We start from the raw sequence: 11,938 nt of genomic DNA, 5'->3' as shown, positions 1-11,938 counted from the left end.
CCCGCATGAAGTACGACGATCTGCGCGATTTCATCGGGCAACTCGAACGCCTTGGCGAACTCAAGCGCATCGCCGTCGAGGTAGACCCACACTTGGAGATGACCGAGATTTGCGACCGCGTGTTGCGTGCCGGCGGGCCGGCGCTGCTTTTCGAGCGGCCGCGTGGGCACCGCATGTCGGTGCTCGGCAACCTCTTCGGCACGCCGCGCCGGGTGGCGCTCGGCATGGGCCAGGAATCGGTCGCCGCCTTGCGCGAGGTGGGCAAGCTGCTCGCCTACCTGAAGGAGCCCGAACCGCCGAAAGGCTTGCGCGACGCTTGGGACAAGCTGCCGGTGCTCAAGCAGGTGCTCAACATGGCACCGCGTCTGCGCTCGTCGGCAGCCTGCCAGGAGATCGTCTGGGAAGGCAGCGAAGTCGATCTGTCGCGCCTGCCGATCCAGTTCTGCTGGCCCGGCGATGCGGCACCGCTGATCACCTGGGGCCTGACGGTGACGCGCGGGCCGCACAAGACACGCCAGAATCTGGGCATCTACCGCCAGCAGGTGATCGCGCAGAACAAGGTGATCATGCGCTGGCTGGCGCATCGCGGGGGGGCGCTCGATTTTCGCGACCACTGTGCGGCCAGCCCAGGGCAGCCGTTTCCGGTGGCGGTCGCGCTCGGCGCCGATCCGGCGACCATCCTGGCCGCCGTGACGCCGATTCCGGACAGCCTCTCGGAGTACCAGTTCGCCGGCTTGCTGCGCGGTGCCCGGACCGAGGTCGTCAAGTGCCTGACGTGCGATCTGCAGGTGCCGGCTGCAGCCGAAATTGTTCTCGAAGGCTACATCGACCCGGCCGAAAGCGCGCTCGAAGGACCCTATGGCGATCACACTGGCTACTACAACGAGCAGGCGCGTTTTCCAGTGTTCACCATCGAGCGTCTGAGTATGCGGCGCGAGGCGATCTATCACAGCACTTATACCGGCAAACCGCCGGACGAGCCGGCGATGCTCGGCGTCGCGCTGAACGAGGTCTTCGTTCCGCTGCTGCAGAAGCAGTTTCCGGAAATTGTCGATTTCTACCTGCCGCCGGAGGGGTGTTCGTATCGTCTGGCAGCGGTGAGCATCAGGAAGCAGTACCCCGGCCATGCCAAACGCGTGATGTTCGGCATCTGGAGCTTCCTGCGCCAGTTCATGTACACCAAGTTCATCATCGTCGTCGACGACGATGTGGACGTACGCGACTGGAAGGAAGTCATCTGGGCGATGACGACACGCGTTGACGCAGCACGCGACACGCTGCTGGCGGAGAACACGCCGATCGACTATCTCGACTTCGCCAGCCCGGTCGCCGGTCTCGGCAGCAAGATGGGCATCGATGCAACCAACAAGTGGCCGGGCGAGACCCGTCGCGAATGGGGCAAGCCGATCGTCATGGAGCGTGCCGTCCGCGAGCGCGTCGACGCGCTGTGGGGCGACCTCGGGCTTTAGCGGTTACGCCGCGGACGGCTGACGATGACGTCCAAGCGATCAAACTTGACATCGTTCGACCCGGCGGCCAGCCGGTTCGCTACAGGAGAAGAGAAATGAGACAGGATTTGATTCCGGCCGCCAACATGGACGGTCCGCGCGCCTGGTGCCACGTGATCTACGGGCTGCACGCGCTGGCTGTGATCGTCGGCGTGACCGGTGCCGCGACGGTCGCCGGCGCTTTCGTCTTCGGCGTTCCCTCGCTGCTCGCCGTCATCCTCAACTACGTCAAGCGCGACGAGGTGCGCGGAACCTGGCTGGAGAGCCATTTCCGCTGGCAGATCAGGACCTTCTGGTTTACGCTGGTGTGGCTGCTGGTCTATTACCTGTTGATCTTCACGCTGATTGGTATACCTGTGGCATTCGTACTGATCGTCATTCTCGGCGTTTGGGTGGCGTATCGCGTGATTCGCGGCTGGCTGGCGCTGGGTGAGGGGCGGTCGGTCGGCGGCGACTGAACGCGGACTCGGGCGATCGCCCGGAATGGCAGTGGCGAGCAGGGGCGAGCCCGTTCGCGCGGCGGATTAGCGCCGGGATAGCCAGCTCAGCAAGGCGTCGATCACCGGCTTACCGAGCCGCGCTTTCGGGTCGTTGATCAGGCAGACGACGATCCAGCGTCGCTGTCGGCTATCCAGTGCATAGCCGGCGATGGCGCGTACACCTTCGAGGTAGCCCGTTTTCAGGTGCGCGCGGCCGCTCGTCGAGCTGTCGTTGAGGCGCTTGCGCAGCGTGCCATCGACGCCGGCCAGCGGTAAGGACGAGATCAGCTCCGGCATCACGGCGCTCTGCCAGGCCGCGCGCAGGATCTGCGTCAGGCTGTCGGCCGAGATGCGCTCGCTGCGCGACAACCCGGACCCGTTCTCGATCGCCAGATCCGGCGCTTGCAGCCCCTTTCCGTGCAGCCAGGCGCTGATCCGGCGGCGGGCGCCGTCGGCCGTCGCCGGCCGATCCGCGTCGAGCGTCAGGAACACTTGGCGCGCCATCACGTTGTTGCTGAACTTGTTGATCTCGCGGATGACTTCGCCGAGCGGCGGTGATTCGTGTACGGCCAGGGTGTGGGCGGTCGCTGGCGTGCGGCCTTCGCGCACACGCCCGGCAAAACTGCCACCGAGTTCGCGCCACAAGGCGCGAAAAAGTGACTCGACTTGCTCGTTGGCCGGCCAGGGGGCGAGATGCAATGCCTTTTCGCCGCAGGCTGCGGGAAAGACCCCGTTCAGCTCAAGCGTACTGCCGCTCACCTGCGGTCTGATCTGCTCGCGCCAATCGCCACAGGCCTCGCGCCCCAGGCTCAGGCGGTTCTCGATGCGCAGGCCATCGGCTGGGGTGTCGACGATGACTTTGACGGCCTTGTTGGCCGCGTCCGCCAGCAAGCTCAGGCGAACGCTTTTCAGGTTGACGAGCAGGGCGTCCGGCCCCGCGTTGTACGGGCGCAGCGGTTCGTTGTCGAAATCGCCGGGGTTGTGTGATGCCGGCGCGAATGCGCTGCGGTCGAGAACCAGATCGCCGCCAATCTCGCTCAAGCCGCGCGCGCGCAGCTGCCGCAACAGCAACCAGAACTGTTCGAGGCCGAGTCTGGGATCGCCACTGCCGCGCAGGTAGACGTGACCGTCGAGCCTTCCGCTGTTCGGCGTCCGATCGCTCAGCACTTCGGTGCGCCAGGTGAACGCGGGGCCGAGCAGTTCGAGCCCGGCGTAGGTGGTGACCAGCTTCATTACTGAGGCTGGGTTCATCGGCTGGCGCGCATTGTGGCTGACCAGCGGCGCACCACCGTCTACCGATTGAACGACGACAGCGAGCGAGCGAGCTGCGATTCCGCTCTCGTTCAGCGCCTGGGTGACCGCTGCCGGGAGCTCGGCGGGCTGCGCGATCGACCCGGCGAACGAGGCAAGCAACACGCACGCGACACCCCACCGTCCGACGATCCCGCGCCAGGCGGTGGCGCGGTTCACCGCCGGTTTGGGCGCGCGGCGCTGGCCGGCTGGGCGTGCCGACCTGCGCTGGGCTTCGAACGGCGCGGCTCAGGCATGTTCCCAGGGCGGCGGGTGGCTGAGGAACTGTCCGAGCAGCGCGTCGAGCTGGCCGAGCATCAGGTCGTTGCGTCCGGCCAGCCAGCCGCGTACCAGGTCGCTCGGGTGGCCAGGCAGGGCCTGTTCGGCGAGCTGTTCAGCCACGGCGCTATCGTTCATCCGGCCGAGCAAATCGAGCAGGCCGGCGGCGCTCTGGTGGTAGCGCTGCATGCGGCGAGCTGGGAAGAGCGGGGCGAAGAACTCCAGCGCGTAGCGTAGGCGCTTGAGTGCGACGCGCAGCGCATGGCGCGCTTCTGGCGTTCCATTCTTCGTTTCGTTGGCCAATTCGGCCACACGCTTGGCACGCTTGTTGAGCGAACGGGGGACAAAGGCCGAGACCGGAGGCTTCTTGCTCTCGGGCAGGGCGAGTGTTGCGGCGGTGAAGGAGAGCAACAACTGAGAATAGGCTGGTGCGGCGATCGCTTTCTGCGCCGCCTGGCGACAGCCGGCGAGTTGACGGCGTGCCTGTTCGGTCAGGCGCTGCAGGTCGGCGTGCTCTGGAAACGCCTGGTTGATTGGAGGCAGGATCTCGGTGATGAATACGTCCCAGTTGCGGGTATCGCCCATCGCATTGGCCAGCGTCCGCCAGCGTGGATCGAAGTCAGTGACGTAGTCTGGCGGCAGCAGCGGACGCCAAAGGCGGATCGCCGAACGCAGCCGGCGGATGGCGACGCGTGCCTGATGGATGAACTCGGGCGCGTCGGTTTCAAGCACACCGCGCTCGTTGCCCTGCAACTGGGCGAGACACGAGAATGCGGTGGCGCGGAAAATTCCTACGCTCGACATGCCCATCTCAAGCTGGACGTTCGCTGCGCGGCACGGCAGCAGGCGCTCGTCGGCGGCCAGGCGGTAACCACGTTCGGCCTTGCTGGCGCTTTCCGGATGCATCGGCAGGTCGGCTTGCAGGGCGAGGGCGATGACAAAGAGATCGGCGACTTTGCCTTCGAGCAGTTCAAGCTCGACCTCACAGATTACTGCCTGGCGATCACCGGCGACGATCTTGCCGCGATCGAGCGCCAGCTCGATGCGCGTGCCTTCCTGTGGCGTAAGAACCCAGAGGGATCGGGTGAAGTCGGTGGTGAACACGGGAACGAGTTCCGGCTGGGCCGCCTCCAGGAAGCGACGCAACTTCGGACTGTCGACGTGGGAAAAGTCGAATTCTCCAGGTTGTCCCGCGACCTCCCATTCGCGTCGTTGGGCAAGGCCACCCGGCAAGGGCGCATCGCTCTTCACGGTGAGCAGCCATTCGCTGCCCTTCTGTCGGTAACGAACGGCCAGTCGCTTGCGCTGCAGGCGGCGATCGGGAGTGTCGTAGTAGGTGTTGACCAGCTTCTGTTGCAACGGCTTGCTCCCGCTGAGCAGACCGTGCGCCGGTAGTCGCCGTGCAGTGCTCGCCGTCAGGCTGAGCTTGATCTCGGTTTCCAATGCCATGTTCAATGTCTCCTTGTGGGGTGGTGAGGGCCTAGAGGTCAGCGGTCGTAGGAACGCAGTTTGTCGACGTCCGGGATGTGGATGACCCGGCCTTCGACGACGATCAGCCCTTTCTCGGACAACTCGTGCAAGATGCGCGAGAAGTGTTCCTGCGTCAGGTTGAGCCGTGAGGCGATGACTCCCTTGTTGGTCGGGAGGGTGACCGTGATCACCTTGTCGCCGTTCGTCAGATGGTCGCGCAGCAGGTAGCCGATGATGCGTTGGCGACCGGAATGCAGCGAATACGATTCGACATCGGTGATCAGGTGATGCAGCCGGCGCGATAATCCGGCGATCATCTTGCGGCCGAGCTTGGGGTCGGTGTCGAGTTCATCGAGGATCGCCGTTTTCGCAATGTGCAGGAGCAGCGAATCGGACAAGGCCTGGGCGTAGACCATATACGGCTTGTCCATGAACATTACCGCTTCACCGAAGGTCTGGCCTTGCCCAAGGATGTCGACCACCTTCTCGCCGCCTTGCGGGGAAGTGAAGGCGAGCTTCATTTGCCCGTAGACGATCAGGTGAAAGCCGGTGGGCATGTCTCCCTTGTGGAACAGGATGTCACCTCGCCCGGCGGCCACCTCGCGCGTACCTCGCGCGAGACGCGCAACCTCTTCGGTGGCCAGCTCATTGAACAGGGGCACGTGCGCCAGCAACGCTTCAATGTTGATGCTATGTGGGTAACAGTGCATGTTCTTTGCTTGCAAGGGTCGGCGCCACCTAAGTCGAAACTCAATAATATTCGCATTTGTCACGCTGCGCGGCAAGTCGGGCGCATGCACCATGGATGCAGCGCCCGACTTGACATCAGCAAATCAACCGGTGTCTCCTTTGCCGGTTTTCGGCGCGCGCCATTGCAGCTTGAGTCCTCGGTGGTGTTGCGGCACACTCCGCCTTATACTATCCGGTTTTGTCTGACGCGAGGCGGCCATGGGTGGGCAAGCGGTTAACGAGTCGTTGGCAACGCCCTCGGCGGTGACGGTCGGCGCCGGCGCGCCGATCAGCTTGGCGCGCGCCTGGATGTGGCTCGGCGTTCTCGCGTTGATCGGTTCGGGCCTGCTTGCCGTCCTGCTGGTCCTTTCCCGCACGCCGGGAATCCAGGATGTCTTTCCCCTGAAGGACTTGTTTCGTGCCGCCCTGGTCGTGCATGTCGATCTCTCGGTAGCGGTCTGGTTCATGGCGTTTGCGGCGCTCGTCTGGTCGGCGATTGGTGGTGGTGGCCTGACCTGGCTTGCCTGGAGCGGTTTTGCACTCGCCGCACTGGGAACGGCGCTGATGTCGGTTTCGCCGTTCTTCCCCGGTGCCGAGCCGGTACTCAACAATTACATTCCGGTCCTCCAGCAGCCTCTGTTCTTTGCGTCATTGTGGCTTTTTGGGCTTGGTCTGGCGCTCACGGTGGTGCGTGCGCTGATCACCACCTGGCCGCTGCGCTGGGCGGGCGAGCCCTTGCGCCTGGGCGCCTTCCTTGCTGCGCTTGCCGCGTTCCTGGCGCTGGCCGCTTTCTGTTGGTCGTGGGCGCTGGTGCCGCGGATCGAGGAGACGGTCTACTTCGAGGTGCTGTTCTGGGGCGGCGGCCATACCCTGCAGTTTCAGCACTGCTTGCTGATGGTGGTCGCCTGGTTGTGGATGGCGGCGCATCTCGGGCAGCCCTCGCCAGTCTCGGGCCGTGCGCTGAGTGTGTTTTTTGGCTTGGCGGCGTTGCCGCTGCTTGCCGTTCCGGCAATTTACCTGTTCGTTCCGGCAGGTTCATACGAGCACATGGATCTCTTTGCCCGGCTGATGATCTGGGGACACCCGTACATGGCGCCGCTCATCGTGCTCGCGGCGCTCCTGCTCTGGCGCGTACGCAAGGTGCCGGCCGCTCCCGCGAAGTCGGCTTTCGTCGCCTCGTTCGTGCTTTTTGCCCTGGGCGGCGTGCTTGGCTATCTGATTCAGGGAGTGAACGTCGTCATCCCGGCGCATTACCACGGATCGACGGTCGGTGTGACTCTCGCCTTCATGGGATTGGCGTACGTTCTACTGCCGCAACTCGGTTTTGCCCGTGCCGACGGGCGGCTGGCACTCTGGCAACCTTATGTCTACGGCGCCGGACAGTTGATCCACGTTGTCGGTCTGGCGTGGTCGGGCGGCTACGGCGTGCAGCGCAAAGTCGCCGGTGCGGAACAGATGCTGATCAGCTTGCCGCAGAAGATCGGCATGGGGATGATGGGCCTCGGCGGGCTGATTGCCGTCATCGGTGGCCTGATGTTCGTGCTCGTCTGTCTGCGCGCGATGAGCCGGCGCCAACGCACATGACACGTTCGGCGGCATTCCGGCTGGCGCTGGCCGCCGGCATCGTGACGCTGGCGACGGTCGGGCTGCTCGGCTACCGCCTGATCGCCGGCACGCGCAGCGCGAGTGACGGCTTGCCGCCGGCTGGCGCGGTCGCGCGCGCGCTCACCCGCGAGGACGCGCAGGCGACCGCGCAGGCGGTTTCCCGCCTGCGCTTGACCGATCTTGACGGTCGGTCGCAGCCGCTCGCGCAATGGCAGGGCAAGGTGCTGGTGATCAATTTCTGGGCGAGCTGGTGCGCGCCTTGCGTTGAGGAGATGCCCGTCTTTTCCCGTCTGCACGAACGCTATGTCGGGCAGGGGGTGCAGTTTGTCGGCATTGGCGTGGACGAAGCCGACAAGTTGCGCAGCTTCGTCAATGCGCGACCGGTCAGCTATCCGGTGCTCGTAGCCGGGGGCGAAACGACTGCGCTACCCGGAGTGAATTTGCGTGGCTTGCCCTACACGCTGGTGCTCGACCGTAGCGGGCAGGTCGACAGCTTCCGCCTTGGACGTCTCGACGAAGCGACACTCGACCCGATTCTCCGCCGCCTGTCGGCGCCATGAGCTTGGCTCGCTCGATCAGCGTTTCTCTTCGCTGAGCGACAGATTCTCGACATGCAGCTGTATTGGCGGGCTGAAGGCCAGTTTGCACGCGTGTTCGTGCCCGACCAGCGCCTTCGGCAGGGGAACGACGTCGACCTCGGTCACTCCGACCTCGATCATCCCCAGGCGTACCGCTGCCTCGCGCGACAGGTCGATCAGGCGCGTGCGATGGCCCATCCGGTCGTTGATCTTGACGACGATACAGCGCGCCGACGTCTGGCGGCGGACGGCGACCAGCGTTCCAAGCGGGAAGCGATTGCTCGCCGCGGAGATGCTTTCATGGTGGAAGGGCTCGCCGGAAGCGGTTTTTCGCCCGGTGAAGCTCGCTCCGTAGAAGCTCGCGCGTCCGGATACGATTGGCGGCGTGCTTGGCCATTGGCCAAGTGCGCCGAGCAGCGGGGTGGTGTCGGCGGCAGCGGCAAAGCCGGGCAAGAGTGCAGTCAGAAGAAGCCCGACGAGCTGGCGTGCATGGCTGGCTTTGGCGATCGGTGAGCACGGCCCGGGCGGCCGGCTGTTTGGCGGCAGCTTGTCTGAGGCGGCTGGCGGGCTGTTCGCCGGAGGTCGTCGCTGCGTCGTCGCCAGGCTGCGTGTCGCTACCGCTGGGTAGCTCACTTGCCGAGCGCGCCGAAAACGCTTTGCAGGAGTTTTGATCCGGTGCCGATCGGGTCCTTGCGGATCGCCTTTTCCTGCTCCGCAATCATCAGGAACAAGCCGTCGAGCGCTTTCTGGGTGACGTAGCTGTCGAGGTTTGCATCCTTGTCGTCAAGCAGGCCGAGCTTGGCTGCCTGGCCGGCGTAGCGGTTGTATTGATCGCTCAACTGGACCTTGGCTGTCGCCTGTTTGACGATCGGCAGGAAACGTTCGCCGATCGGCGCGGAAGTCGTGCGCTTGAAGTACTGTGTGGCTGCGTCGTCACCTCCGGTGAGGATTCCTTTCGCATCGCTGAAGCTCATGTTGCGCACCGCATCGAGAAGGATGGGTTTGGCTTCGACCACCGCCGACTCGGCCGCGCGATTCATCGTCGCGATCAACTCGTCGGCTTGTTTCTTCATCCCGAGACGGCGCATCATTTTCTCGGCAGGGCGCAGCGAGTCGGGTAGTGGGATGCGCACGCGCGCGTCGCCCATGTAGCCGTCGGTCTTGCCCAGCTGGCTGACGGCGACGTCCGCGCCGCGTATCAGCGCCTCTTTCAGACCGGACGAGGCGTCGCCCGCCGACAGTTCGCCGAGACCGCCGGCGAACGCGTGTCCACCGATCAGCAAAGCGCTTACAATGCCAAGAATTCGTAGCAGGCGTCGCATGATGAGTCTCTCCCAATGGTCGGTTGCCGGCGATCAGCGCAAAAATCCGACAAGGATAGCCTGTGCGCGGCGCGAAGTACAAGCCTCAAGGCCACCAGCGGGCCGCCGATCGCTCGTCAAACCCGCTCAGATCCGCCGCGCATGAGGACGCACGTTCTGCCCGACTGGTTGCGCCGTCTGCTGATGCGCAGCGTCGGCCATCGCTACTACTCGCTCGTGGTGAGCGTGATTGCTTTTGCGGCGACCATTACGTTCAGCTTTCCCTTTGTTGCCGTCCTCATCCCGGCAGTTCTCCTGGCGCCCAGGCGTTGGCGCACGCTCGGCCTCTGGTGCGGCGTGGCGAGCGGCTGTGGCGCTGCCGTACTGGTCGAAATCTTCCAGTATCTGGGCTGGGAGTTCATCCTGGTCCGCTATCCCGAGTTGGTGCACAGCGAGGCTTGGCGCATGGCCAGCGAATGGCTGCAGCGCTGGGGACTTGTCGCGATGCTGGTGATCGCCGGCTCGCCGATGCCGCAGACGCCGGCCTTGCTCTTCTGCGCGCTGGCCAACGTGTCGACGCCTGGCATCATGCTTGCGGTCGGCGTTGGCAAGACGGTCAAGTATCTGTTTCTCGCCTGGGCCACCGCCCATTACCCGGCGCGCTTCGTTCGCTACCACTGATGCCGTCAGGTGGCGCGGCGTGCCCGGCCCGCCCGGTGCGCCACGCTCAGGTGAGCCCGGCGTCGTGGGCTTGCGCATCGGCCCAATAGCTTGAGCGCACCAGCGGACCGCAGGCAGCAGCACTGAAACCCATTGCGCGGGCTTGCTCTGCGTACGCGTCGAAAGTTGTCGGATGGACGTAGCGAGCGACTGGCAGGTGGTGGGTCGAGGGCGCCAGATACTGTCCGATAGTGAGCATGTCGACCGCATTGGCGCGTAAGTCGCGCAGGACTTCGATGATTTCTTCGTCGGTCTCGCCGAGTCCTACCATCAGGCCGGACTTGGTCGGCACCTGCGGATAGCGGGCCTTGAAAGCACGCAGGAATGCCAGCGAGTGCGCGTAGTCTGCGCCCGGACGCGCTTGCCGGTAGAGGCGCGGGACCGTTTCGAGATTGTGATTCAGGATGTCCGGCAAGGACTCGCCGAGTACCTCCAGGGCAAGCGGCATGCGCCCACGGAAGTCGGGAACGAGCGTTTCGATCGTCGTTTCAGGTGAGGCCCGGCGAACGGCGGCGAGTACCTCGACAAAATGGCGAGCGCCGCCGTCGCGCAGATCGTCGCGGTCGACGCTGGTGATCACGACGTAACGCAACTTCAGACGGGCGACGCTGGCGGCGAGCTTGGCCGGCTCCTCGGGGTCGGGTGGTAGCGGCTTGCCGTGGCCGACATCGCAGAACGGGCAGCGCCGCGTGCAGATGTCGCCGAGGATCATGAAGGTCGCGGTACCGCGCCCAAAGCACTCGCCGATGTTCGGGCAGGCTGCCTCTTCGCAAACCGTGTGCAGCTTGTGGTCACGCAACAGGCGTTTGATCTCGCCGAAGCGGCCGCTCTCGTTTCCCGCCTTGACGCGAATCCATTCCGGTTTTCGCTGCGGTGGCTGCGCGACGATGCGTAGCGGAATGCGCGCCGTCTTCAGTTCCCCCTTCTGCTTGCTGCCGGCAATGCGCACGTTCAATGGCGCTGTCGCATCGTCTCTGTCGTGCTCGTTCATGAGCGGCCCTCCAGTTGTCTTGCCAGTTGCTCGACGAGCGCTGCCGACGCCTGCCGGGGAGTCAGCGCCAGGCCAAGGTCGCTGGTCTGCGTTACCTGCAGGCCAGGATAGCCGCAGGGGTTGATCGCCGCGAACGGGGCCAGATCCATGTCGACATTGAGGCTCAGTCCGTGGTAGCAGCACGCTCGACGTACGCGCAGGCCGAGCGCGGCGATCTTGGCGCTGCCGACATAAACGCCGGGTGCGGCCGTGCGGCGCTGTGCCGCGATGCCGTGTCCGGCGAGGAATTCGATGACCGACTGTTCGATCAGGGTGACCACCTCGCGCACTTTCAAACGTCGTCGGTTCAGGTCGAGCAACAAGTAGATGACCACCTGGCCCGGCCCATGATACGTAATCTGCCCGCCGCGGTCAGTGCGCACCAGCGGAATGCCGATGTCGGCGAGCAGGTGCTCCGGCCGCCCGGCTTGTCCCAGGGTGAACACCGGTGGGTGCTCGCAGCACCAGATCTCGTCGTCGGTTTCCGCCGTCCGTGCCAGCGTGAAGTCGACCATGGCTTGCCAGGTCTGCCGATACTCGCAGCGGCCGAGATTCCGGATACGTAAGAGGCACGCTGCGGCATCAGCGGGATCCGGTGGCCAGGCCGCCCGGTCAGCGCCGGGCGCGCCGGGCGTTTCGTTCATAGCACCATCCTGACCAGCGCATGCGTGCACAGTTCCCGATAAAGTGCGTCGAGCTGTTGCCGGCTGACGGCGTTGATCGTACAGGTCAGGCTGAGATAACTGCCGGCGCGCGAGGCGCGCACCTGCATGCTTGCGCCGGAGAAGTCGGGTGCGTGCCGCTGGACCACGGCAAGCACCGCTGCGGTCAGGTCAGGGTCGGCCCGCCCGATGATTTTCAGCGGAAATGCGCAGGGGAAGCCGAAGAGATCGTCCGCCGGGTGCGACGCCGGCGGCGCTTCTCCTGCGCCGTTCACGGACACGCGTCA

General features: G+C 64.8%; 13 protein-coding genes. 5 read left to right on the top strand and 8 right to left on the bottom strand.

The window, feature by feature from the left end; translation table 11 throughout:
* The first annotated feature begins 5 nt into the window (after window positions 1-5).
* Both ubiD and Q1L59_RS06685 read left to right on the top strand, forming a co-directional pair.
* The gene (gene ubiD, locus Q1L59_RS06690) at window positions 6-1,469 is read left to right on the top strand and encodes a 4-hydroxy-3-polyprenylbenzoate decarboxylase (RefSeq protein WP_300329811.1); all 1,464 of its coding nucleotides are present in this window, start codon (window positions 6-8) and stop codon (window positions 1,467-1,469) included.
* A gap of 95 nt (window positions 1,470-1,564) precedes the next feature.
* A complete protein-coding gene (locus tag Q1L59_RS06685; protein ID WP_300329808.1) occupies window positions 1,565-1,966 on the top strand; it encodes a hypothetical protein in 402 nt (133 codons plus the stop codon).
* Window positions 1,967-2,032: 66 nt separating this feature from the next.
* Here the strand turns inward: Q1L59_RS06685 and dacB are convergent, their stop codons facing one another.
* The 3 genes from dacB to Q1L59_RS06670 form a co-directional block, all read right to left on the bottom strand.
* Entirely contained in the window at window positions 2,033-3,457 is a 1,425-nt protein-coding gene (dacB, locus tag Q1L59_RS06680) for a D-alanyl-D-alanine carboxypeptidase/D-alanyl-D-alanine-endopeptidase (protein WP_300329805.1), read from the bottom strand.
* A gap of 69 nt (window positions 3,458-3,526) precedes the next feature.
* The gene (locus Q1L59_RS06675) at window positions 3,527-5,005 is read right to left on the bottom strand and encodes a CYTH and CHAD domain-containing protein (protein WP_300329802.1); all 1,479 of its coding nucleotides are present in this window, start codon (window positions 5,003-5,005) and stop codon (window positions 3,527-3,529) included.
* Window positions 5,006-5,043: 38 nt separating this feature from the next.
* On the bottom strand, window positions 5,044-5,736 hold the full coding sequence (locus tag Q1L59_RS06670; protein ID WP_300329799.1) for a Crp/Fnr family transcriptional regulator: 693 nt from the start codon (window positions 5,734-5,736) through the stop codon (window positions 5,044-5,046).
* A gap of 238 nt (window positions 5,737-5,974) precedes the next feature.
* Between Q1L59_RS06670 and Q1L59_RS06665 the strand changes: the two genes are divergently transcribed.
* Window positions 5,975-7,339, top strand: a complete 1,365-nt coding sequence (locus tag Q1L59_RS06665; protein WP_300329796.1) for a cbb3-type cytochrome c oxidase subunit I — start codon at window positions 5,975-5,977, stop codon at window positions 7,337-7,339.
* Window positions 7,336-7,920, top strand: coding sequence for a redoxin domain-containing protein (locus Q1L59_RS06660; protein WP_300329793.1), 585 nt, complete (start codon window positions 7,336-7,338; stop codon window positions 7,918-7,920). The genes Q1L59_RS06665 and Q1L59_RS06660 overlap by 4 nt, the downstream gene beginning before the upstream one ends.
* Before the next feature lie 15 nt (window positions 7,921-7,935).
* On the opposite strand, the gene Q1L59_RS06655 is transcribed toward Q1L59_RS06660, so the two are convergent.
* The gene (locus Q1L59_RS06655; protein ID WP_300329790.1) at window positions 7,936-8,571 is read right to left on the bottom strand and encodes a septal ring lytic transglycosylase RlpA family protein; all 636 of its coding nucleotides are present in this window, start codon (window positions 8,569-8,571) and stop codon (window positions 7,936-7,938) included.
* Entirely contained in the window at window positions 8,568-9,260 is a 693-nt protein-coding gene (locus Q1L59_RS06650; RefSeq protein WP_300329787.1) for a DUF4197 domain-containing protein, read from the bottom strand. The genes Q1L59_RS06655 and Q1L59_RS06650 overlap by 4 nt, the downstream gene beginning before the upstream one ends.
* Window positions 9,261-9,401: 141 nt before the next feature.
* Here Q1L59_RS06650 and Q1L59_RS06645 point away from each other — a divergent pair, with 141 nt between their 5' ends.
* The gene (locus Q1L59_RS06645; protein ID WP_300329785.1) at window positions 9,402-9,920 is read left to right on the top strand and encodes a hypothetical protein; all 519 of its coding nucleotides are present in this window, start codon (window positions 9,402-9,404) and stop codon (window positions 9,918-9,920) included.
* A 46-nt stretch (window positions 9,921-9,966) separates the two neighbouring features.
* On the opposite strand, the gene lipA is transcribed toward Q1L59_RS06645, so the two are convergent.
* From lipA to Q1L59_RS06630, 3 genes are read right to left on the bottom strand one after another with little or no spacing between them, the layout of a single operon-like run.
* A complete protein-coding gene (gene lipA, locus Q1L59_RS06640) occupies window positions 9,967-10,950 on the bottom strand; it encodes a lipoyl synthase (protein ID WP_300329782.1) in 984 nt (327 codons plus the stop codon).
* Window positions 10,947-11,633, bottom strand: coding sequence for a lipoyl(octanoyl) transferase LipB (gene lipB, locus Q1L59_RS06635; protein WP_300329779.1), 687 nt, complete (start codon window positions 11,631-11,633; stop codon window positions 10,947-10,949). Before lipB ends, lipA begins: the two co-directional genes overlap by 4 nt.
* The gene (locus tag Q1L59_RS06630) at window positions 11,630-11,926 is read right to left on the bottom strand and encodes a DUF493 domain-containing protein (protein ID WP_300329777.1); all 297 of its coding nucleotides are present in this window, start codon (window positions 11,924-11,926) and stop codon (window positions 11,630-11,632) included. The genes lipB and Q1L59_RS06630 overlap by 4 nt, the downstream gene beginning before the upstream one ends.
* Window positions 11,927-11,938 lie beyond the last annotated feature (12 nt).

Source organism: Accumulibacter sp., from assembly GCF_029255125.1.
In the GTDB taxonomy this organism is placed as follows: domain Bacteria; phylum Pseudomonadota; class Gammaproteobacteria; order Burkholderiales; family Rhodocyclaceae; genus Accumulibacter.
This window is presented reverse-complemented; position numbering and strand designations above follow the sequence as displayed.

Coding starts and splice junctions, on each gene's coding strand:
- Q1L59_RS06650 (WP_300329787.1), bottom strand. CDS start 9,260: ATGCGACGCCTGCTACGAATTCTTGGCATTGTAAGCGCTTTGCTGATC.
- Q1L59_RS06645 (WP_300329785.1), top strand. CDS start 9,402: ATGAGGACGCACGTTCTGCCCGACTGGTTGCGCCGTCTGCTGATGCGC.
- Q1L59_RS06685 (WP_300329808.1), top strand. CDS start 1,565: ATGAGACAGGATTTGATTCCGGCCGCCAACATGGACGGTCCGCGCGCC.
- lipB (WP_300329779.1), bottom strand. CDS start 11,633: ATGAACGAAACGCCCGGCGCGCCCGGCGCTGACCGGGCGGCCTGGCCA.
- Q1L59_RS06675 (WP_300329802.1), bottom strand. CDS start 5,005: ATGGCATTGGAAACCGAGATCAAGCTCAGCCTGACGGCGAGCACTGCA.
- ubiD (WP_300329811.1), top strand. CDS start 6: ATGAAGTACGACGATCTGCGCGATTTCATCGGGCAACTCGAACGCCTT.
- Q1L59_RS06670 (WP_300329799.1), bottom strand. CDS start 5,736: ATGCACTGTTACCCACATAGCATCAACATTGAAGCGTTGCTGGCGCAC.
- Q1L59_RS06665 (WP_300329796.1), top strand. CDS start 5,975: ATGGGTGGGCAAGCGGTTAACGAGTCGTTGGCAACGCCCTCGGCGGTG.
- lipA (WP_300329782.1), bottom strand. CDS start 10,950: ATGAACGAGCACGACAGAGACGATGCGACAGCGCCATTGAACGTGCGC.
- Q1L59_RS06660 (WP_300329793.1), top strand. CDS start 7,336: ATGACACGTTCGGCGGCATTCCGGCTGGCGCTGGCCGCCGGCATCGTG.